The 21,239-nt window shown below is 36.0% G+C and carries 20 protein-coding genes; 8 read left to right on the plus strand and 12 right to left on the minus strand.

Annotated features, from left to right (window positions below; genetic code table 11):
- Positions 1-44 precede the first annotated feature (44 nt).
- Complete coding sequence (locus tag VUJ46_RS16150; protein WP_326981209.1) at positions 45-1,385, plus strand: IS5 family transposase; 1,341 nt, start codon at positions 45-47, stop codon at positions 1,383-1,385.
- A gap of 7 nt (positions 1,386-1,392) precedes the next feature.
- Here VUJ46_RS16150 and VUJ46_RS16155 read toward each other — a convergent pair whose 3' ends face one another.
- The 10 genes from VUJ46_RS16155 to hemA all read right to left on the minus strand — a co-directional run bounded on the left by VUJ46_RS16155 (position 1,393) and on the right by hemA (position 8,477).
- Positions 1,393-1,614 carry a hypothetical protein gene (locus tag VUJ46_RS16155; protein WP_326981751.1) on the minus strand — a complete coding sequence of 74 codons (222 nt, stop codon included), beginning with the start codon at positions 1,612-1,614 and terminating at the stop codon, positions 1,393-1,395.
- A 2-nt stretch (positions 1,615-1,616) separates the two neighbouring features.
- The gene (locus tag VUJ46_RS16160; protein WP_326981752.1) at positions 1,617-1,847 is read right to left on the minus strand and encodes a hypothetical protein; all 231 of its coding nucleotides are present in this window, start codon (positions 1,845-1,847) and stop codon (positions 1,617-1,619) included.
- 279 nt (positions 1,848-2,126) lie between these two features.
- The gene (locus VUJ46_RS16165; RefSeq protein WP_326981753.1) at positions 2,127-2,837 is read right to left on the minus strand and encodes a hypothetical protein; all 711 of its coding nucleotides are present in this window, start codon (positions 2,835-2,837) and stop codon (positions 2,127-2,129) included.
- A 13-nt stretch (positions 2,838-2,850) separates the two neighbouring features.
- On the minus strand, positions 2,851-3,075 hold the full coding sequence (locus VUJ46_RS16170) for a hypothetical protein (RefSeq protein ID WP_326981754.1): 225 nt from the start codon (positions 3,073-3,075) through the stop codon (positions 2,851-2,853).
- A gap of 209 nt (positions 3,076-3,284) precedes the next feature.
- Positions 3,285-4,316, minus strand: coding sequence for a uroporphyrinogen decarboxylase (gene hemE, locus VUJ46_RS16175; RefSeq protein ID WP_326981755.1), 1,032 nt, complete (start codon positions 4,314-4,316; stop codon positions 3,285-3,287).
- 43 nt (positions 4,317-4,359) lie between these two features.
- The gene (locus tag VUJ46_RS16180; protein WP_326981756.1) at positions 4,360-5,043 is read right to left on the minus strand and encodes a uroporphyrinogen-III synthase; all 684 of its coding nucleotides are present in this window, start codon (positions 5,041-5,043) and stop codon (positions 4,360-4,362) included.
- Complete coding sequence (locus tag VUJ46_RS16185) at positions 5,043-5,699, minus strand: peptidoglycan recognition protein family protein (RefSeq protein ID WP_326981757.1); 657 nt, start codon at positions 5,697-5,699, stop codon at positions 5,043-5,045. Before VUJ46_RS16185 ends, VUJ46_RS16180 begins: the two co-directional genes overlap by 1 nt.
- Before the next feature lie 4 nt (positions 5,700-5,703).
- Complete coding sequence (locus tag VUJ46_RS16190) at positions 5,704-6,285, minus strand: DUF1287 domain-containing protein (RefSeq protein WP_326981758.1); 582 nt, start codon at positions 6,283-6,285, stop codon at positions 5,704-5,706.
- A gap of 22 nt (positions 6,286-6,307) precedes the next feature.
- Positions 6,308-7,216 (minus strand): hydroxymethylbilane synthase, encoded by a 909-nt coding sequence (gene hemC / locus VUJ46_RS16195; RefSeq protein ID WP_326981759.1) that lies wholly within the window; start codon positions 7,214-7,216, stop codon positions 6,308-6,310.
- Positions 7,203-8,477, minus strand: a complete 1,275-nt coding sequence (gene hemA / locus VUJ46_RS16200; protein ID WP_326981760.1) for a glutamyl-tRNA reductase — start codon at positions 8,475-8,477, stop codon at positions 7,203-7,205. Before hemA ends, hemC begins: the two co-directional genes overlap by 14 nt.
- Before the next feature lie 394 nt (positions 8,478-8,871).
- Here hemA and VUJ46_RS16205 point away from each other — a divergent pair, with 394 nt between their 5' ends.
- From VUJ46_RS16205 to VUJ46_RS16230, 6 genes are all read left to right on the plus strand, one after another.
- Positions 8,872-9,897, plus strand: coding sequence for a rod shape-determining protein (locus VUJ46_RS16205; protein ID WP_326981761.1), 1,026 nt, complete (start codon positions 8,872-8,874; stop codon positions 9,895-9,897).
- Positions 9,898-9,925: 28 nt separating this feature from the next.
- Entirely contained in the window at positions 9,926-10,780 is an 855-nt protein-coding gene (mreC, locus tag VUJ46_RS16210) for a rod shape-determining protein MreC (RefSeq protein ID WP_326981762.1), read from the plus strand.
- Complete coding sequence (locus VUJ46_RS16215; protein WP_326981763.1) at positions 10,773-11,279, plus strand: rod shape-determining protein MreD; 507 nt, start codon at positions 10,773-10,775, stop codon at positions 11,277-11,279. The genes mreC and VUJ46_RS16215 overlap by 8 nt, the downstream gene beginning before the upstream one ends.
- Before the next feature lie 10 nt (positions 11,280-11,289).
- The gene (locus tag VUJ46_RS16220) at positions 11,290-13,335 is read left to right on the plus strand and encodes a peptidoglycan D,D-transpeptidase FtsI family protein (protein WP_326981764.1); all 2,046 of its coding nucleotides are present in this window, start codon (positions 11,290-11,292) and stop codon (positions 13,333-13,335) included.
- Positions 13,332-14,579 carry a rod shape-determining protein RodA gene (rodA, locus tag VUJ46_RS16225; RefSeq protein WP_326981765.1) on the plus strand — a complete coding sequence of 416 codons (1,248 nt, stop codon included), beginning with the start codon at positions 13,332-13,334 and terminating at the stop codon, positions 14,577-14,579. Before VUJ46_RS16220 ends, rodA begins: the two co-directional genes overlap by 4 nt.
- Positions 14,580-14,697: 118 nt before the next feature.
- Positions 14,698-15,279 carry a pentapeptide repeat-containing protein gene (locus VUJ46_RS16230; protein ID WP_326981766.1) on the plus strand — a complete coding sequence of 194 codons (582 nt, stop codon included), beginning with the start codon at positions 14,698-14,700 and terminating at the stop codon, positions 15,277-15,279.
- A gap of 549 nt (positions 15,280-15,828) precedes the next feature.
- On the opposite strand, the gene VUJ46_RS16235 is transcribed toward VUJ46_RS16230, so the two are convergent.
- The gene (locus tag VUJ46_RS16235; protein WP_326981767.1) at positions 15,829-16,542 is read right to left on the minus strand and encodes a C40 family peptidase; all 714 of its coding nucleotides are present in this window, start codon (positions 16,540-16,542) and stop codon (positions 15,829-15,831) included.
- Between the two features lie 339 nt (positions 16,543-16,881).
- On the minus strand, positions 16,882-19,077 hold the full coding sequence (locus tag VUJ46_RS16240; RefSeq protein ID WP_326981768.1) for a glutamine synthetase III family protein: 2,196 nt from the start codon (positions 19,075-19,077) through the stop codon (positions 16,882-16,884).
- Positions 19,078-19,389: 312 nt separating this feature from the next.
- On the opposite strand from VUJ46_RS16240, the gene VUJ46_RS16245 reads away from it, so the two are divergent.
- Positions 19,390-21,081 carry a DUF6909 family protein gene (locus VUJ46_RS16245; protein WP_326981769.1) on the plus strand — a complete coding sequence of 564 codons (1,692 nt, stop codon included), beginning with the start codon at positions 19,390-19,392 and terminating at the stop codon, positions 21,079-21,081.
- The last annotated feature ends 158 nt before the right edge of the window (positions 21,082-21,239 follow it).

Consider the following 21,239-nt stretch of genomic DNA (forward strand, 5'->3'; position numbering starts at 1 on the left):
AAAATTGCAATAAATTGTATTTTTAGGATATAAAAAGTGGCAAAATGTTAGGCAAAATAAGAGAGGATTTACAGCAGAATTTATTCAAGACCAGGCTTACGGAGCTTATTAATATGGAGCATCCGGTGGTAAAATTAGCTGGGGAGATTTCCTGGGATAAAATGGAGTCAGAGTTTGAGAAATTATTTTCAGAAAACGGAAGACCTTCTATTGCTATCCGTAAAATAGCAGGAATGCTTTTGCTCAAGGAAATGTTTAAAGAAAGTGATGAAAGTGTAATAGAGAGATGGATTGAGAATGCGTATTGGCAATATTTTACCGGAGAAACCTTTTTCCAGACAGAGCAGCCTTTCGATCCGAGCAATTTTGTACACTTCAGAAAAAGAATTGGAGATAAGGGTTTGGAATTTCTTTTGGGACAAAGCGTTTCTCTCCATCCCAAAGCCAAAACAGAAGATGAAGTTCAGGTAGATACGACGGTTCAGGAGAAGAACATTACCTTTCCTACCGATGCCAAATTAGCAAAAAAAGTAATCGACAATTGTAGAAAAATAGCAGAAAAAGAGAGCGTTGTACAAAGACAAAGCTACAGAAGAGTGAGCAAACAATTATTGCGGGACGCTTTTTTTGGACATCATCCCAGAAGACAGAAGAAGGCAAAAATGGCGAGGAAAAAGCTCAGGACGATTGGTAAAAGAGTTCTTCGGGAATTGGAAAGAAAACTTCCTAAAGATGTTTTGAAAGGCTACGAAGACGTTTTTAAAATTTACCTTAAAGCACTCACCCAAGAACGTACCACGAAAGATAAAATTTACAGTCTTCACGAGCCACAAGTTGCGTGTATTGCGAAAGGAAAATCGGGAAAAGCATACGAGTTTGGGACAAAAGTAGCAGTAGTAAGAGGTCGGAAAACAGGGATCATCAGCTCGGTAAAGAGATTTTCTGGCAATCCTCACGATAGTAAAACTCTTGAAGAATCATTGGCACAGAGTGAGAGGGTAAGAAAATCCGTTGGCGGAACAAGACCTACGAAAGCCACTACAGACAGAGGATTTAAAGGAATCAAAGAAGTGGAAGGAACAGCAATTTTGCTTCCCGCAAAAAAAGAAAAAACAAAATATGGGCAACAAGTAGCCAGATTAAGATTCCGGGCAAGAGCAGCCATAGAACCTTGTATCTCTCATTTAAAAAGAAACCACTCCTTAGGATTAAACTTCCTGAAAGGAGTGGCTGGAGATATTAATAATGCATTATTAGCAGGGATTGGATACAATTTGAAGATGAGATTGAATCAAATCAAACAACAAATTCTTCTTTGGCTCGAACTTGTTCTCCGAATCTTTTTAGGCAAATATAATTTTCAAAGTCAAAAAACAGCTTTTTAAGGAGCGACTAATTAGATTCAACAATATAATGATATTCAACCTCTCGATTTTCTAAAAGAAATTCTCTTTGACCAATTTTAGGATTATGAATTAATTGATCTGGAGCCAACAGAATTTTAGTGATGATTTTTAATGCAACTCGATAACTTTTAGAACTTTGTTTATAATAATTAAAGATATCATCAATTTGTTTTTCAGAAAATTCCGACCAGATAACTTTATATTTCACTATTAATATTTTGAAAGAAGATCGGAAGTTGTTTTAAACTTTTTATTTTTAAAATCATTTTCCGATTGTGAAATTCTGTTATTCAGTTCTTCGACAGTCAATGGTTCCAACGTATTTCCTGCTTCAATGTTTTTAGCATTCCTGAGGAGTTTTTCAAACTGAGCAATAACTTCCTCACTTTGTAATTTGAGGAAATCCTGTATGAATTCTAATTTTCTGGTTTGAATATCCATTTTATAAATATTTGATAATCAAAATTATAAAAAATATTTTAAATCTGGAATCTGTTTAAATTTTATTATGACAGTCTGTTGGGTATCATGGCATTAATAAATTAGGTCATATAAATATTTTGACAAAAACAAGCATTCATTTAGTCTTATTAATAGTCTGTGATTTTATAATTTTTTATTAACTGTTCTTTTATTGGGCTTTCAGACCACTCCGACCACTCTCCTAAATATGGATTATATCCACATTTTAAAGGTTTAGATAAATCAATACCTTTATGGTCAGTATTTTTTTGTTCTGTCTTTCATTAACTTAAATTCTATTTCTTTGTTATCTATGGTTTTAAAATTCATATAGACAAACCCATAAATTTTGTTGTAATAAAAGACTGAATTTGTTTCTCCTAATCCATCAATTTTCGTATTTGCGGTAATTTTGATACAATTTATAATATCGTCATTATATTTAAAATTTATAGAACCGTCTACAGTGTAATTGCTTACAGAGGTTTTAAATCCATTCCAGGTTTTCCACTTTATACTACTAAAATTATCTCCAAAGGTCACTTTATATTGCCAAGTGTCTACATCACCTCTGTAAAATGGAAATGCATTTAGCTCAAGTATCTTAAAATTATCAGATCGGGGAGGGTGTATGTAATAGGAATTATCGGATTTTCGCAGACCTGTATTTTCATAATGAGAATAATGTATTAGACCATTTTCTTTCTTTTCGTATTTCTTGTCGCAATCTACCAAATTATCACAATAATCATAAAACATTATTTTTTGATCAGTTCTTGAATCTAAAATGTTTGTTGATTCAAATCGTAAAATTTTTTTTGTGCTAATGCTGCTGTCAGCTTTAATAGAATAAAACAGAACTAGACTTGTATTATCCTTATTTTGTGATAAGAGAATAGACGAGGTATTAAATAACAATAGAAGAAAGAATATATTCCTCCTTCTATTATTGTGTGTTGAATTTTTCATCAAAATACAAAAATTAATCCCAATCTGGATATTCAACTCCGCTTCCTTGTGTCCAGGTTCCTGTACTAGTGTCTAATGTGCCACTGCATCTGCCTGTACATGTCCATGTAGTAGCCACTGCGATCGGGTGATTATTAGCAGCAGCGCCTATACCTCCAATTATTAACGCGAGATTAATCTTGCTCAATTTTTTCAAAGATGAAATTTTTGCTACCTTTTTTTCTTTTTTTGTTTTCATTATTAGGTGAATTTAAGGCGTAGATGTAATAAAAATATTCAGATGCTACAAATATAAATATTCGTAAATATTTTAATACTGTATTTGATTTGTAAATATTTGATTCCGCGTGTTTTGTATTTTATTTAATCGAAGTTTTATCTTGAAAAATTCAAGATAACCATGAGCTATTTTTGTATATTTAGTTGTTAAAAAGATTTCAATCTTATTTAAGGATTCGGTTTCCAATCCACCACCGCTCTGATAAACGCTTCTGCATTTTCCAAAGGAATATTAGGTAAAATTCCGTGTCCTAAATTGGCAATATATCGGTCTTTTCCAAAACGGTTAATCATTTCAGTCACCATTTTCTTGATCGTTTCTGGTGTAGAATGCAACCTTGCAGGATCAAAATTTCCCTGAAGCGTCATGGTGTGATTCGTCAGCGTTCTTGCGAATTCCGGCTTGATCGTCCAGTCAACACCTAAAGCTGAAACCGGAGACTGTACCATGTCTTCCAACGCAAACCAACATCCTTTTCCGAAAACAACAACGTGCGTTAACGGACTTAAAGCTTCAACAATCTGGTTGATGTATTTCCAAGAGAATTCCTGATAATCAGCTGGAGAAAGCATTCCGCCCCAAGAATCGAAAACCTGAACGGCAGAAACGCCTTTTTCAACTTTTCTCTTCAAATAAGCAATCGTAGTATCTGTAATTTTCTGCAATAACAAATGCGCTGCTTCCGGTTGTTGGAAACAGAAAGATTTAGCAATATCAAAAGCCTTGCTTCCTTTTCCTTCTACGCAATAGCAAAGAATCGTCCAAGGTGAACCTGCAAAACCGATCAATGGAATTTCGTTGTCTAATTTCTGTAAAGTCAGTTCAATCGCATCAAAAACGTATCCTAAAGTATCATTCACATCCGGAACAACTACATTCTGCACATCTTCCATTGTTCTGATCGGATTATCCAACCACGGACCCACGTTTTCCTTCATCTTAAAATCAATCCCCATCGCTTGCGGAACTACCAAAATATCAGAGAACAAAATCGCAGCATCCAAAGGATATCTTCTGATGGGTTGTACCGTGATTTCGGAAGCCAATTCCGGAGTCTGACATCTTGTGAAGAAATCATATTTATCGCGCAGCGCAATGAATTCCGGCAAATATCTTCCGGCTTGTCTCATCATCCAAACGGGTGGTCTTTCTACGGTTTCTCCGCGAAGTGCTTTTAAATACAGGTCGTTTTTAATCATAATTTATTAGACTAATATTGCCACGAATGACAATTAAAATATATCAATTTTTGTTTACAATTTCCCTTTTTATTACATCCAAAACGGAAATCAAATTGTTTCCTTCTGAAGTAAAAATAGGTTTTGAAGTATGCTTTCTCAGCTCTCGGGAAGTAGTTTCTCCAATCGAAAAAAGCATAATATCCTGCAGGGAATTTTGTTTTGCAAAACTACGAACTCCGCTCGGACTAAAAAATACAGCAGCATGATATTTTTCAGTTATTATAGGATTGGTTTCTTCGGTATTGTAAACGGTAACTTTTTTATATTGAATGTTTTGCAACGGAAGATCATTATCCAGCACATTAATGGCTAAGTTTCCGCAAAAGTGAATAAAGCTTTCGTGCTGGCAGTTTCCGATGATAAATCCCGAAAGCGTTTCAGCGTTTTTTAATACTTTAAAAGTTCCGAAGCCGTGTTTTCTGAGTTCACGTTTTGTTTTTTCGCCAACGCAATAGATTTTATTGTAATTTTTTGCCGTAAAATCTTCATTGGGTTGAAATCCGTTTTTGAAAAAAGAAATAATTCCATTTACGCTGGTGAATATGAGAGAATGGTTCTTCAGATCAAAAGAATTTACTTGTATAGGAGTGGTTTTAATTACCTCAACACAATCAACCGAAACTTCTTCTCCCAAAGATTTAGAGATAACAGTTTGGTCTATATTTTTGGTAAATAAAATCTTCATTATGGTTGGTCTTTTAAATGTAAATCGGAGACTAAAAGTCTTACTTTATTCATAAAATCTTTTCCGGGGTCTTCTTTTATGGTGAAATAATTAGGATCTGTCTCTTTCCAAAGCTTGGAATTTCTGAAAGCTCCGTATTCCGAATGCCCGATGAGATATTCTATATTGTATTTCTTGGTTAAATATCTTACCAATTGTGCATTGGCAGTAACTTGCTGTTCGGTAAGCGGTTGTTTTTTGCTTCCGATGTTTTCAATCCCGATGGCGCAATAATTTAAACCAATGGTATGTCTCGCAAACATGTTGGGTTCCATCATCTGATAAATCGTTCCGTCTCTGTCTATAATATATTGTGAGGAAACATTCAGTGTACTTTGCTTTTTCAAAGTATTTCTGGCGCTTTCCAGATGGGTTTTATTAAAGTATTTAAAATTAGTTTCCACCGTTCCGCCTGCTGTATAATGAAGAACAATCATTTTTGGCGAAATGGTTGCTGTATTTTGGGTAATATTATAATGAGATTTAAGATAGTCAATACTTAAATTTGCCCTTTCAGCAGAATAATTTATTGGCTTTTTAATAATTTCAGGGTCACCTTTCTGAGCGTATGTAAAACCTACGATCGATAACAACAAAAAGCAAATAATAGTCTTCATTCTTTTATTTAGGATATTGATAATGTCCGGTGATGGTGAATTTGAAAAGGCAATCTTCAATCACTTGTCCGGCACCGATATTATGTACAATTAAATATCTTTTCCCGTCCGCCGATTTCTTATTCACCACAATTCCGATATGCGTTAAATTTCCGGGTAAAAGCCAGGTTACGATGTCTCCGGGAACATAAAGTTCCGGTTTTGTTTCTGTAGGCTTCGATTTCCCGAATTTAGCAAAGAAAACTCTCAGGTTCGGAACTCGGCGGTGGTCAATATTGGTATCTGGTGTTTTCAGTCCCCATTTTTTCGGATAAGATGAAAAGTTTTTCTTCATATCTTCATGTACTTCCTTTTGAAGATCGATTCCTAATTTTCGATACGCCCGAATCACCACGTCAGTGCAAACGCCTTTATCTGAAGGAACATCTCCATTCGGATAATTAATGACGAAATAAGCGGGATCATAAGTTACCCTGTCTTTCGTTAAGCTTAAAGCTGCTGAAGACAATTTCTGAGCAAACTGATTTTGTGCTTTAGCGGTAAAAGCACAACATATAATGATAAGGATAGTGAAATACTTTCTCATTACGCGCGAAATTTAGGATTAATTAAATCTGACTCTTAATCTCGGCCATCAGCTCCTTCCCACCATTTTCAAGAACTATGTTTGCGAACTTTTTCCCGAAATTTTCTTCTTCATTATAAACGAAACTTTCATCGGTCGCGATGCAGTTTTTGCCGTCCAATGAGCAAAGTGCCGCCTTGAAGCGGATCTGATCTTCAAAGATCTCAGCAAAAGCCCCGATAGGTGCTGTACAGCCTCCTTCCAGTGTATTCAGGAAGGTTCTCTCCATTTCTACACAGATTTGGGTCGGTTGATGATTGATTGAACTAAGAATCTCGTTGATGGCTGGTTTGTCTGAATGTCCTGCCACTGCGATTACCCCTTGTGAAGGTGCCGGAATTAAAAACGGAAGCATTTCATGATCAATGTCCATTTTCATTCTTTTGATACCTGCCAAAGATAAGATCGTTGCATCAAAGTCACCATCTTCCAATTTCTGAAGACGTGTCTGGATATTTCCGCGGATGTCAGAAAATTCGGCATTTGGAAAATTCTTTAGCCAAAACGCTCTTCTTCTCAAACTGCTTGTTGCCAGTTTAAGCTCGTGGAATTCTTTATTTTTTGCAGATTCTTTTCTGATCAGGACGTCCTGAGGGAAGTCTCTTTCCAGATAAGCAATCAGTTCTATCTTTTCGGGAAGTACAGTCGGTACATCTTTTAGGGAATGCACCGCAATGTCGATCTCGTCATTCAGTAATGCGATATCTAAATCTCTTGTGAAAACTCCCGTGATTCCTAAAGCGTAAAGCGGCTGACTAAGGTTTTTATCACCCGAAGATACAATAGGAACAATTTCCGTTAAATAATTATTGTTTTGAAGATGCCTCGCAACTTCTCTCGCCTGCCAAAGGGCAAGTGCGGAATTTCTGGTTCCGATTCTAATGCTTTTCATTGAATTCGTTGTTTGGTTGTTCAACTAATATTTCGTGCATTAATTTACTAATTTCTTCAGCTTTTAACGGATTATCGATGATATATTTTGCAAAACGGTTGGTGATTTTCTGAATCATTTTATCGGAAAGTTCCATGTCCGTGATGTTTATGTATCTGTTTTTTCTGTAAAAATTGTGCATTTCGTTGCGTTCCATATTTTTTAAAACCGCTTTGAAATGATGAATATTGGGAGCCAATTTTCTTTTTTTCTCCCATTCAAGGAAGTCTTTTGTCATTTCCTTGATGATTTTTTCTGCTTTCGGAATTTCTTTTTCTCTTTGCTGAATAGTCTCCTGAATCTGTTTTGAGAGCTCATCAACATCAATCAACGTTACATTTTCATTTTCCGTTACATTTTTTTCAACGTTATGCGGAATGGAAAGGTCGATTACCAAAGTTTCTTTTCCATTCGGGAAATGAGATTTGTTAACGATCGGGTGTTTGGCCCCGGTGGCAACAATCAGGATGTCGGTATTTTTTAATTCCTGATCAAAATCTGCATAATTGATACTCGGAATATTATATTTTTCAGAGATTTTTGCCGCTGTTTCCTGAGTTCTGTTGGCAATCTTTATTTTTGGCTGGTAAACATGTTTTACCAGATTTTCAACGGTGTTCTGGCCAATTTCTCCCACGCCCAATAAAAGAATGTTTTTTTCAGCAATTCTTTTCTGACTGTTTAAGATATAATGAACCGCCGCATAAGAAACAGAAGCTGCTCCGTTGGAAATCCCCGTTTCATTTTTAATTCTTTTGGAAATCTGAATCGCAGAATTAATAGATCGCTCCAAATAAGGATTAGAATTCTTTCTCTCTTTTTTAAAACGGGCGTAGGCTTTTTTTATCTGTCCGATAATTTCAAAATCCCCGATGATCTGGCTTTCAAGACCTGCTGCTACCCTGAATAAGTGTTTTAATGCTTCTTCCTTTGTCAGGATGTTGGCAAACTGTAAAAAGTCCATCAGCTGTACGCCAATGGTTTTACAATATTCTTCAGCAACTAAAAGATAATTGGGAGAAGTGGTGTAGATTTCAGTTCTGTTACATGTGGAAACCACAAATGCATCCCCTAAGTCTTCATTATGAATTCGGGTAACAAAGTTTTTGATATTTTCATCGAAGAAGGCAAACTTACCTCTCGTTTCTACATCGGCTTTTTCGTAGCTGATAGAAAGAACGGCAAAGTTTGACGTTTGATGTATGTTGGAATACTGTAACATAAGCGGGGCAAATTTACATCTTTTTTAATAAAATAAATTCTGATGCTGTATATGATAATTATCGTAAAAAACTATTTTGGGATGGTTCTAAATAGCGGATATTACGATTTTGTTTTTACTATTCTATCAGAGGGTGTTTTATTAAATTTTGTTAAATATTTTAAGGTGTAAGGCTTTGTCTTATCATTAATTTCAGTTCTTTTTTGAAGTATTTATTTCTCCAAAGCGCGAATGTTAAATTTAGTTGAACTCAAAGTTCGTAAATATCTAAAGTAAAAGTTAATAGATTATTGGAAATTTTAATAAAATTTTAACCAAATTATATGCTTGTGGAATTTCTTCGGTTGCCTTAAATTTATATCTTTGTAAATCTTTAAAAAATCAGAAGGAAAATATGAGTTTATTCGATATGTTTACGCAAGAAATTGCGATAGACCTTGGTACTGCCAATACCCTAATCATCCATAATAATAAAATTGTTATAGATCAGCCGTCAATTGTTGCAATTGAGCGTTCTACGGGGAGGCCTATTGCCGTCGGGGAGCAGGCGAAGCATATGCAGGGTAAAACTCATGAGGATATTAAGACTATTCGTCCACTCAAGGACGGGGTGATTGCAGATTTCCATGCTTCTGAACACATGATTAAAGAATTTATCAAAAAAATCCCTGGAATTAAAGGTAAATTTATTCAGCCTGCATTGAGAATTGTTATCTGTATTCCTTCTGGTATCACTGAGGTTGAAAAGAGAGCGGTTAGAGATTCTGCTCAGAAAGTAAACGCTAAAGAAGTACGTCTGATTTACGAACCAATGGCTGCGGCAATTGGAGTTGGAATCGATGTTCAGAAACCTGAGGGTAATATGATCATCGATATAGGTGGTGGTACTACGGAAATTGCTGTAGTAGCATTGGGAGGTATTGTTTGTGACAAATCTGTGAAAATTGCAGGAGATGTATTTACAAATGATATCGCTTATTTCCTGAGAACACATCATAATTTATACATCGGAGAAAGAACGGCAGAGAGAATTAAAATCGAAGTGGGTTCTGCTGTTGAAGATCTGGATGTGGATATCGAAGATATTCCGGTACAGGGTAGAGACCTTATTACAGGTAAGCCAAAAGAAATCATGGTAGGTTACAAGGAGATTGCCAGAGCATTGGATAAATCAATCATCAGAATTGAAGATGCGGTAATGGAAACTCTTTCTCTTACGCCTCCGGAATTGGCAGCTGATATTTACAAAACAGGTATTTATCTTGCTGGTGGTGGTGCTTTACTTAGAGGTCTTGCCGACAGATTACACAAAAAGACCGGTCTTCCCGTATTTGTTGCAGAAGATCCGTTGAGAGCTGTAGTTCGCGGAACAGGAATTGCCCTTAAGAATATGGATAAATTCAATTTCTTAATTAAATAATACTAACCTTTTACGAATACACATCTGAATGGGATTTTTGCTGAGATTATTTTCAAAGAATGCGCTTTTTGTCTTCTTTATATTCCTGCAAATCATTGCTCTTGTTCTGATATTCTCTAAAAACTCTATGCAGAAATCCTGGATTGCGGGCCAGTCGGCTGCGGTGAATTCGTGGGTTTCGGGATATATTGATGAAGGAGTTTCATACCTTAAGCTGAAGCAGATTAACGAAGATCTTGTTGCTCAGAATAAAGATCTTATGGTGAAGCTTTACGGAAAACAGGGTGCTGCAGATCCCCAATTCAGAAAAGTTCATGATACATTAGGAGGAGGACAAATTTATACATTTGTAGATGGGGAGATTGTTTTCAACAGTATCAATAGAAGAAACAATTATTTTACGATAAATAGAGGTAGAAGAGACGGTGTATTTCCTCAGATGGGTGTTATGGCGCCACGAGGAATTGCCGGTATCGTGATTAATTCTACCGATAGTTATGCATTGGTTCAGTCGGTTTTAAGTGTAAATAAAATCAGGATCAATGCAGCGCTTAAAAACTCCGGATACTTTGGAACATTAACCTGGAATGGAGATAATTCCAGAGTAATGCATCTGGCTGATATTCCTAAATATGTGGCCTTGAAAGTAGGAGATACCGTAGAAACAGACGGTAAATCTGCTATTTTCCCGAAAGGTGTAATGATTGGAACAATTGCTGGATATTCTGTTGATAATAAAACAGGTTTCTGGGATATTTCAGTGGAATTGAGCGAAAAAATGGGTGCCTTAAACAAGGTTTTCGTTGTTAAAAATCTTAAAAAAGCTGAGGTTCAAAAGATTCAGGATACAATGCAGACTGTAATAAAAAAGGAAAATGATTAGTAGAACATTATTTACCGACATATTGATCATGATTTTCTTGGTGGCATTACAAGTCTTTGTTTTGTACAAGATTACTATTTTCGGAAAATATACGCCGGTGCTGTACCCTGTCTTTGTCATGTTTTATCCTTTTTTCAGGAATAAATTTCAATTTTTAGCATTAAGCTTTCTGATCGGGTTAGCGGTGGATTCATTCCTTTATTCATGGGGAATCAATGCGTTTGCGACCACTCTTATTGCTTATTTCAGAACATTAATTTTCAGGACATCCACCGATACTTCTACAGACTTCTTTTCATTTCAGTCTCTGCAATGGTCACAGTTTCTGCTGTTTCTGTTCTCAAGTATCTTCCTGCATCAGCTGTTGGTGCAGTACGTCGAATTCTTCAAATTTAGCCGATTTTTTGAAATATTACTTAATGTGTTGGTAACTAGTATAATTTCCTTTATATTTATCATTATTTACGCATTAATATTTAAGATCAAACAAAAAGTTTGAAAAGAAGAGTTTGAACACACGTTATTTAAAAGTTTTTTCCGTGCTCGTAGTCATTGCCCTTATTTTTGTGGCGAGGCTAGCGTATTTGCAGTTATTGACAGACCGATATGCCTTAAATGCGGCCAATACCTCCATTAAAACCGAATATGTAATTCCGCAACGTGGCGTTATTTTTGACAGAAACGGTAAAATTATGGTGGGAAATCAGCCTGCCTACGAAATTTCTTTCACTCAGGCATTAATGAAGCCGGATTTTGATACGGTGGCTTTCTGTAATTTAATGAAAATCTCAAAACCTGATTTCATTAAAAAAATTGATCTTATTAAAAAGGAGAAGTATTATTCTAAACTGACTCCGATGACTTTTCTGAAAGATTTAAGTAGAGAAGACATCGCAAGAGTTCAGGAAATTATATTTAAATATCCGGCGTTTAACATCGTTCAGCGTCCACAAAGGGAATACGAGGTATCCACTTCTGGTAACCTTTTAGGGTATACGAGTGAAGTTAACGAAAGGGAAATTAAAAAAGATTCAACCTATTATCTTCCGGGTGACCTCATCGGAAAGACCGGAATAGAAAAAGCTTACGAAAAAGATCTTCGTGGGGTAAAAGGGATAAAATACATCCAGAAAGATATCAAACTTAGAAATGTTGGACCTTATAAAAACGGTTCTCTGGATAAAGAGGTGATCACCGGAAAAGATATTACGCTAACCATTGATTATGATCTTCAGAGAACCGCTGAAGAAATGTTGGTGAATAAACATGGAGCCATTGTCGCTTTAGATCCCAATAACGGAGAAGTTTTAGTTGCTGCTACCGGACCCGACATTGACCCGAATCTTTTTACTGGTCCCAATAAATCAAAAAATCTATACGCTTTATCAAAAGATACCATCTACGAAAATAAACCTACTTTTGACCGTTCTTTGCAGGCAGGTTATCCTCCAGGGTCTACTTTTAAATTGCTGACTGCTTTGGCGGCGATGCAAATGGGAGTAATGACGGATAAAACCATTTTTCCCTGTGGTGGCGGATTTTTCTACAAAGGGAAAAGAATTAAAGGTCACGGTGGTGCAGATCCTCTGATTCCTTCGATTCAGGTTTCCAGTAACTGTTTCTTTACTTATGCGTTTATTGCAATCATCAAAAAATATCCAGGAAATCCTTCAAAAGGGGTCGATGAATGGAAAAAGATCATGAGCAGCTTTGGCGTTGGTGAGTTTTTAAATAACGACTTTGCAGTAGGAGCAAAAGGAAGAATTCCTTCGGGAGATTTTTATGAGAAAAGGTTTAAAGCCATCATGAAAGCGAGCGGATCCCAAAGGACAGATTTTAAAAACTGGGATGAGATGTCAACAGGAGCCATTTATAACGGAATGGGACAGGGAGACGTTCTGGTAACGCCTATTCAGCTGGCAAACTACGTTGGTGCCATTGCGAACCGAGGTTGGTATTATACACCACACATCGTAAAATCTATTGACGGAAAACCAAATCCTGATCCAAGATTTAAAGTTAAACATCAAACGCTGGTAGATCCAAAGTATTTTGAACCTATTTTAAAAGGAATGGAAGCCGTAGTTCTAAGAGGGACGGCAAGAAGTTTGAAATCCAACGACTTTACACAGTTGGCAAAAACAGGTACCGCGCAGGTTCCGCAAGGAAAAGATAACTCTATTTTTGTATTGATTGCTCCCGCTGAGAAACCTAAAATCGTTGTTGTTGCTGTGATGGAGCATGCTGGTTTTGGAGCTACATGGGCCGGCCCGGCATGTACAGTTATTGCGGAAAAGTATATTACGGGAGATCTGAAACGTGAGAATCTTTACAAGAAAATGATTACATCGAGCTTTATGCCTGAATATAAAAGGCAGTGGATTTTCGATCTGAAACGTAAAGGTCTTTATGTAGATCCGAAACCGGATTCTATTAAACAGAAAAGAATACAGGACAGCTTAAAATTCATAAAAGAACAGAAAGCGAAACTGCAGAAAAAAATAGACGAAGAAACAAAAAATTCAAAGAACACTACAAAACCTGCTAAAAAATGAAATGGACGGAAGGAATAGATAAATTAGGTCTGGGTCTTTATTTCGTGCTTTGCATTTTTGCGATTGCAAATATTTATAGTGTAGACCAGAAATTGGGAGAAAAACAATTGATTTTCTTCGGGATTTCTGTTTTTGTAGGGCTGATTATTTTTGTTGGAAGAAGTAAGTTTTTTGAAAACATGTCCGGTATTATTTACATCGGTGGTGTTTTAATGCTTGCTGGTCTTCATGTTTTTGGAACGGAGATTCTAGGTCAGAAAAACTGGTATAAGTTTGGGAGCTTCACTATGCAGCCCGTAGAGTTTTCAAAAATAGGGACATCTCTTATGCTAGCAACATATGTATCCAATGCAGAATTTAATCTTAAAAATACCAAATCACTAATCACTTCCTTTGCCATTATCGGTATCCCTGCGGTAGTTGTACTTTCGATTCCTGATGTAGGGTCATTACTTGTATTTGCTGCATTTTTTATCGCCTTATACAGAGAAGGTCTTTCAGGAAAGTTGTTCTTGGTGGGAGCACTTTTTGGAGCTGTTTTTCTAATTGCAAATTATCTTAACGATCCCCTTCATTGGAGCTTATGGTATTTTACATTGTTTATCCTCATTATGGGAGGAATTTGGTTTGCATTTAATGCTGCTTTTCTTCGTAAAAATATGTATACACTTTTGCCCGGAGCAGGAATTATTCTTCTTCTAGCGATTTTGTCATTTGTATCGCCTGTTATTTTTGAGAAACTTCCTACTCACCAACAGGAGCGTGTTGAGGTTTTGTATAAAGGGGAGAGAGAGTTTAGAGATACTTCTGGTTACAACTTATTATATTCTAAAACTGCCATCGGTTCTGGTGGACTTTTGGGTAAAGGATATCGTGAAGGTTCTGTTACACAAGGGAAATTCGTTCCTGAGCAGGAAACCGATTATATTTTCTGTACGGTAGGCGAGGAGTGGGGCTTTGCAGGAAGCGCTATTCTGATTCTTTGCTATATGATTTACATTGGAAGGATTTATTACCTCGCAGAAAAACAGAAGTCTGCTTTTAATCGTGTTTTTGGGTATTGTTTTGCTTCGATTCTGTTGATGCACTTTTCCATCAATTTAGGGATGGTTATGGGGCTTTTCCCGACCGTTGGTATTCCGTTGCCATATTTTAGTTATGGTGGAAGTTCGTTGCTTGCCTTCTCGATGATGACTTTTATTTTCTTTAAACTGAATTATTCGGATAAGAATAGCTTGGTGTAAGGGCTGGAAGTTGGAAGCGGGATGATGGAAGTTTAAAAACTCGATGTTTTATTTTTCACATTTAAAAATCTGCGCAATCTGCAAAATCAGCGAGATAAAAACCTCAACAAATATTTCCATGAAAAATACATACGTTTCTGAAGAGAATTTCGAAAACATTGATTTCACTAAAAATTCTCTGGAGCACGGTGAGTACGAAAACTGTACTTTCCTGAATTGTAATTTTGAATATTCAGATCTTTCCGGGTTTAATTTTAACGACTGCGAATTTATCGGCTGTAATCTGAGCATGGTAAAACTTGTTTCAACAGCTTTTCGTGATGTTAATTTTAAGGAAAGTAAAATGTTCGGACTTCAGTTTAACGATTGTAATGAATTCGGAATGTCTTTCAGTTTTGATGGCTGTTCGCTAAACAATTCCATCTTTTATCAAACCTCCATCAAGAAAACTTTATTTAAAGATTCAAAATTAATAGAAGTCGATTTTGCTGAATGTGATTTATCAAATTCTGTATTTAATAATTGTGATTTTTCCGGAGCTGTTTTCGATAAAACAAACCTTGAAAAAGCAGATTTAAGAACATCTGTCAACTATTCCATAGATCCGTCACAAAACAGGCTTAAAAAGGCCAAATTTTCACTTTCTCAAATCTACGGTCTGTTATATAAATTCGATATTGAAATTGATAAGAACGGGTGATTCTGGTTGCTGGTTGCTGGTTGCTGGTTTATAGTTTATAGTTTATAGTTTATAGTTTGTGATTGGAATGAGAGTGATTTCGGATCATTATCAAAACTTGGGGAGAAATTGCTTAGATGTTTTTTTTGCCACGAATGCACAAATACTTTTATTTCCCCACAGATCGCAGATTTTCCACAGATGATATCGTTGATTTTCTTTGTTTAACCTTTGCGGTCTTTTATAGGTAGAAAGGTTTGGTGAGACTTAAAACGGGAGTTGTCAAAAAACTTGGCGGGGCTTCGTGTTCAATATGTAAAGTGTAAGGAAAAGAATCTGCATCATCTGCAAAATCTGCGAGAGCAAAAAATCTCACCTTATAGTATCTAAACTCTTTTGCCTTGTCCCCAACTTTTGTACTTGATCCAATTTACCTTAATAAACCCCGCAGGGGTTGAATAATTTAAAGGAAATTTCAAAGATAAAATGGTATAAAATCCTAGCGACCTTGGCAATAAAAAAACCATCAAAATTTTTGATGGTTTCATTATTTAAATCAATTATTTAAAATTAAAAATTTGTTCCGTTTGATGCTGGAGTGGTAGTGGCCAGGTTATTTAAAGATTCACCGTTTTCATTAATCACTCTTTTTCCGAATCTGTATTTTGGTCCCCAATAAGAATCATTCAGTGAAGAAACCATTACTCCTTTCGACGTGGCTGCGTGAATAAACTTCACTTCTCCATCTTCTTCTACGCTTTCTACAATTCCTACGTGAGAAATTCTTCTGCCGTGAGAAAAGAAGATCAAATCTCCTTTCTGAAGTTCAGATTTTTCAATCTTTTCACCTTCCTGAGCCTGAGAAGCGGCTACTCTTGGTAAGCTAAGCCCTGCTGCTGCACCGAAAACAGAAAGAACGAAAGCTGAACAATCGATACCGTTTCTTGTCATTCCTCCATATCTGTAAGGAGTTCCAAGGTATGTTGCTGCTTCCGTAAGGATGTTGTCAACTGTTTTATTATGTCTGATTACTTTCGCAATCTCAGAATTTTTAACTGCGTTTTTCGCGTTAGCGATAGATGCTGCTTTTTCAGCAAGGAAAGAATCAATTAGTCTCTGCTTATCAAGCTCAGCTTTCTTTGTATCAAGAGAGGCGAGTTTGGCATCTGTTTTGTATTCTTTTGTGTAAGTTGCTGGTTTTGAAACTACATAATTAGTAGCACACGATTGCATAGACACTGTAGTAACTAAAGCAACTAAATAAAACAAAACTCTTTTCTTCATATATATTTGATTATCCGTGTTAAAAAGGAATATTTATTTTCAAAAGCATTACAAAAGTATGTATTCCCGCCAAAAAAGTCCTGATATGATTATTGTCAGGTTTGGTTTTTAACACATTTTAACATATTATTTAAGTATGTTAAAGAAAAATAAACCGTAGCCCCCTATTTTAGGTGAGTGTACGGTTTTTTTTATTAAGATTCTTTAACAGAATCTGTAGATTTTCTTCTACAAATCAGGTTTCGTTACTAACAACTCTAATTTTCGTTACTGTTAATAAAACAAAAAAAACTCCCCGAAAATACCGGGGAGCTTAACTAATATGGAACTTTACAGATGTTACTTTGTAAATAACATTTCTCTATATTTCGTCATTGGCCAAAGTTCATCATCCACCATCATTTCCAATGCATCAGAAGCTTCTCTGATCACATCAAATAAAGGTTTTACTTTGTTACAGTATTCTTCTGCCTGCGTCTGACTTTCTGTTACCGCTTTTGCGGCTTCTCTTGCTTCAATTAAGTCTTCAACACCTAATTTAATTGAAGAAACGTTTTCAGAGATGCTTGTAATCAAACTCATTTGCTCTTTCGCTAATGTTTTGAATTCTTTATCTCCGAAGATCTCTTTAAGACCTTTTACGTTCTCAATTAATCTGTTTTGATATTTTAAAGCAGAAGGAATAATGTGGTTTCTAGCGATATCACTTAAAACTCTTGCTTCAATATCAATAACTGTAGAATATTTTTCTAGTTTGATCTCGTTTCTAGCTTCAACTTCTCTATGGTTAAAAACTCCGATTTCTTCATATAAGTCAAGGAATTTCTGGTTCATTTCCTGCTTTAATGCTTCAGGAGTTGTTTTCCAGTTGTTCAAACCTCTCTTTTCAGCTTCTTTAGCCCAGTCATCAGAATATCCGTCACCTTCAAACATAATGTTTTTACACTGCTTGATGTATTCTCTTAAAATATTGAAGATGGCTTCATCTTTCTTAAGACCAGTTTCAATTAAAGCATCCACCTCTTTTTTGAAATCGTTTAATTGTTTTGCAGCAATCGTATTCATTACCGTCATAGATTCAGCACAGTTTGCTGCAGAACCTACCGCTCTGATCTCGAATTTATTTCCTGTAAATGCAAATGGAGAAGTTCTGTTTCTGTCAGTATTATCCAACAAAATTTCAGGAATTTTTCCAACTACATTTAGTTTAAGGTCTGTTTTTTCGTCTGGAGAAAGTTTTCCTTCCGTTACTTTTTCAAGCTCTTCCAAAACTCTGAATAACTGACTTCCGATAAATACAGAAATAATGGCCGGTGGAGCTTCGTTGGCACCTAATCTATGGTCGTTACTTGCAGACGCGATACTTGCTCTTAAAAGGTCAGCGTATTCATAAACCGCTTTAATCGTGTTAACGAAGAATGTTAAGAACTGTAAGTTTTTCTTAGGGTTTTTTCCTGGGCTTAACAGGTTTTCACCTGTGTCAGTCGCTAAAGACCAGTTGTTGTGCTTTCCGCTTCCGTTTACGCCTGCGAATGGTTTTTCGTGGAATAAAATGTGGAAATGGTGTCTGTGAGCGATTCTTGCCATAACATCCATCAACAAAGAGTTGTGGTCTACTGCAACGTTTACTTCTTCAAACATTGGAGCCAGCTCAAATTGGTTTGGAGCCACTTCATTGTGTCTTGTCGTTACAGGAATACCCAATTTCATGCATTCGATTTCCAACTCTTTCATGAAATTCATGACTCTTGTAGGAATTGAACCGAAATAGTGGTCGTCCAATTGCTGCCCTTTTGCTGGAGAATGTCCTAATAAAGTTTTACCCGTTAAAACTAAATCCGGACGAGACTGAAACAATGCAGAATCAACCAGGAAATATTCTTGCTCCCAACCTAAAGTAGGAGTTACTTTTGTTACGTTTTTGTCGAAATACTGCATTACGTTGGTTGCAGCTTCGTCTACCGCATTCAATGCTCTTAAAAGAGGTGCTTTATAATCTAAAGTTTCTCCGGTGTAAGAGATGAAAATGGAAGGAATACACAATGTAGTTCCCATAATGAAAGCGGGAGATGTAGGATCCCATGCTGTATAACCTCTTGCTTCGAAAGTGTTTCTGATCCCTCCGTTCGGAAAAGAAGAAGCATCAGGCTCCTGCTGAATCAATAAGTTTCCGCTGAATCTTTCGATTGCTCTACCTCCTTCAATGGGTGTGAAGAACGAATCGTGCTTTTCTGCAGTTGTCCCCGTCAAAGGCTGAAACCAGTGGGTGTAGTGAGTCACTCCTTTGCTCATTGCCCAGTCTTTCATAGCTACGGCTACCTGATCTGCAATGTGTCTTTGGATTTTAGTTCCTTTTTTTACCGCATCCATAATAGACTGGAATGCTTCTTTCGTTAAATATTCTCTCATTGTTTCTTCTGAGAAAACATTCTGGCAGAATAGTTCTGACAATTTTACAGGAACTTCTACAGAGTTATCTCTTCTAAAGTCCTTAAACGGTAAAGTTTCTAACGCTTTGAATCTTAAAGTTGACATATAGGTTAATTTTTACGGGGCAAATTTACAAAAAAAACGCATTGAAAATATTTTTACCCCAAAAAATTAAGGGGTGTTTTGAATTTTAACTAAATTTTAAACGTTGATTTGAATTCTGAAGGGGGTGAGGAGTTTTGTTTCTAATGTGAATAAAAATTATTCCGAATTTCTTTCCCGATACCTTAATATGTAGTACTTTTAGAAAACCTGTCATTATTCAATGATCAGCAATTATGTATTTGATTTTCAGTAAATTGAAGTATTAAATATATTTTTTGTAACTTAGCAGACTTTTTATAAAAATTTTAATATATGACAAATTCTAGAGCAAGAGAAACTACCGAGGCCATTGAAAGACTATACATATCTATGAGACACCTGTTTTATAGAGGTTTTTTCAAGCCGAGCGGAGTTTCTGGAGAAAGCATTAGAAGTTTGTTGAAGACGATCAATCCGGAAATTTACGGTACCATGAGCATTCCAAGCAAATTGGAATTGGATGGTTTGATGTATGTTTTAGACAGACTTCCAGAAGGTATTGAAGAATGTGCTTTCATTCATTTAACTTCAGACGAAGGTTTTGATAAAGGAAGTTTCGAACCGATCGTTCCTAAAAAGAGAAGAAGAAACTGTTACAGAATCGACGAACACCAGATGAATATCGAAGTTCTTTTGGGGCGTTCTGAGATCTATGATATTCTTACCCACTTAACATTCTTATTTATAGAAGCAGATAAAATCAGGAATTTAGCTTTCATTCAGGATGAAAACTGGAAGCCGACACGTGCTTTTAAAATTATCGAAGAAGTTGTAAAAGGCGAAAAGAAATTCAGCAGAAAAGAAAAAGAAGTTGCTTTAATTCATTTATCTTCTTTAATAGGAAGAACTTTTGAAGAAACCTTAAACGCTTACAATACTTTCGGAGACGATACAAATCCTGACCGTTTATTTAAGATTATCTACAACTTAGGAAAAGTAAGTTTGGAAGATGCAAAACAGACGAGAGAAAGAGAGATTCATTTCAGTGCTATTTTAAAGGAAAGAGTGGGTCACCATTATTTCGGTGAAAAATGGGCAGATAAAGTGAAAGAGGTTTTATTTGAAAATAATCTTCACATGCGTCCGTTACACATTATTTCTGCCAATATGCATTCCGTGAAAAATATGCTGTACGCCAACGATGCATTAAAGAAAAAAGACAACAAAGAAGTTGATTATAAGCTTTACGGAGAAATTTCTGATAAAAAAGAGCTTCGCGATAAAGTTTCAAAATATGCTTTGGAGGAAGGTATGCTTTATATTAATGATAAGAGCGGAAGTAATATTGATGTTCAGATTATTGATTTAAGCAAAACAAACCTTAAAAACACGCCTTTCCACGATATTAAGTTTGGTGGCGATGATGTAATTATGGTTTTTGATTACGCTTTCGGAGAACAGGCTTATGAGGTGATGGACGAATTATTAAGGCCTTACGAGCATAAAGGAGAAGTTTACATGATGAAAGTGAAATCTGTTTCCATCATGGGGAAAGCCGGAATTCTGGAAGGTGGAAAAGGTGATATTATGATCCCTACTTCACATATTTTTGAAGGAACGGCCGATAATTATCCTTTTGAAAACGCGTTGAAAAAAGAAGATTTCCATGATGATGAACTGAAAGCTTTTGAAGGTCCGATGATTACCGTTTTGGGAACTTCACTTCAAAACAGAGATATTCTTTCTTATTTCATGAATACTTCGTGGAAAGCAATCGGACTTGAAATGGAAGGTGCACATTACCAAAAAGCAATTCAGGTGGCGTCTAAAATCAGACATCATATTTCACCGGATCTGTTTGTAATGTATGCGTATTACGCTTCGGATAATCCTTTGGAAACAGGAAGCACACTTTCTTCAGGAGGTTTGGGATTAACAGGTGTAAAACCAACCTATCTGATTACGCTAAGAATCTTAGAAAAGATTTTACAAAGCGGAAAAAAAGAAGTTGCCGCTAAGAAATAATTTTTAATTATTACTAAAAAATATAATCCTCCAAAGTTTTAAAACCTTGGAGGATTTTTTTTGCTTAAACACTAATGGCTCAAATGCTTTGCGCAAATTACACGAATTTTATTTGTGATAAATATGGGTGATGTATTTCATCTCTCGCAGATCAAGCA

It is taken from the genome of Chryseobacterium sp. MYb264 (assembly GCF_035974275.1).
Taxonomy (GTDB): Bacteria; Bacteroidota; Bacteroidia; order Flavobacteriales; family Weeksellaceae; genus Chryseobacterium.

Excerpts from the sequence above, each read along its gene's own strand:
- VUJ46_RS16180 (WP_326981756.1), bottom strand. The coding sequence starts at position 5,043 with ATGAAGATTTTATTTACCAAAAATATAGACCAAACTGTTATCTCTAAA.
- VUJ46_RS16245 (WP_326981769.1), top strand. The coding sequence starts at position 19,390 with ATGACAAATTCTAGAGCAAGAGAAACTACCGAGGCCATTGAAAGACTA.
- VUJ46_RS16240 (WP_326981768.1), bottom strand. The coding sequence starts at position 19,077 with ATGTCAACTTTAAGATTCAAAGCGTTAGAAACTTTACCGTTTAAGGAC.
- VUJ46_RS16160 (WP_326981752.1), bottom strand. The coding sequence starts at position 1,847 with ATGGATATTCAAACCAGAAAATTAGAATTCATACAGGATTTCCTCAAA.
- VUJ46_RS16150 (WP_326981209.1), top strand. The coding sequence starts at position 45 with ATGTTAGGCAAAATAAGAGAGGATTTACAGCAGAATTTATTCAAGACC.
- VUJ46_RS16165 (WP_326981753.1), bottom strand. The coding sequence starts at position 2,837 with ATGAAAAATTCAACACACAATAATAGAAGGAGGAATATATTCTTTCTT.
- VUJ46_RS16205 (WP_326981761.1), top strand. The coding sequence starts at position 8,872 with ATGAGTTTATTCGATATGTTTACGCAAGAAATTGCGATAGACCTTGGT.
- hemA (WP_326981760.1), bottom strand. The coding sequence starts at position 8,477 with ATGTTACAGTATTCCAACATACATCAAACGTCAAACTTTGCCGTTCTT.
- hemE (WP_326981755.1), bottom strand. The coding sequence starts at position 4,316 with ATGATTAAAAACGACCTGTATTTAAAAGCACTTCGCGGAGAAACCGTA.
- VUJ46_RS16185 (WP_326981757.1), bottom strand. The coding sequence starts at position 5,699 with ATGAAGACTATTATTTGCTTTTTGTTGTTATCGATCGTAGGTTTTACA.
- VUJ46_RS16170 (WP_326981754.1), bottom strand. The coding sequence starts at position 3,075 with ATGAAAACAAAAAAAGAAAAAAAGGTAGCAAAAATTTCATCTTTGAAA.
- VUJ46_RS16230 (WP_326981766.1), top strand. The coding sequence starts at position 14,698 with ATGAAAAATACATACGTTTCTGAAGAGAATTTCGAAAACATTGATTTC.
- rodA (WP_326981765.1), top strand. The coding sequence starts at position 13,332 with ATGAAATGGACGGAAGGAATAGATAAATTAGGTCTGGGTCTTTATTTC.
- hemC (WP_326981759.1), bottom strand. The coding sequence starts at position 7,216 with ATGAAAAGCATTAGAATCGGAACCAGAAATTCCGCACTTGCCCTTTGG.
- VUJ46_RS16190 (WP_326981758.1), bottom strand. The coding sequence starts at position 6,285 with ATGAGAAAGTATTTCACTATCCTTATCATTATATGTTGTGCTTTTACC.
- mreC (WP_326981762.1), top strand. The coding sequence starts at position 9,926 with ATGGGATTTTTGCTGAGATTATTTTCAAAGAATGCGCTTTTTGTCTTC.
- VUJ46_RS16215 (WP_326981763.1), top strand. The coding sequence starts at position 10,773 with ATGATTAGTAGAACATTATTTACCGACATATTGATCATGATTTTCTTG.
- VUJ46_RS16235 (WP_326981767.1), bottom strand. The coding sequence starts at position 16,542 with ATGAAGAAAAGAGTTTTGTTTTATTTAGTTGCTTTAGTTACTACAGTG.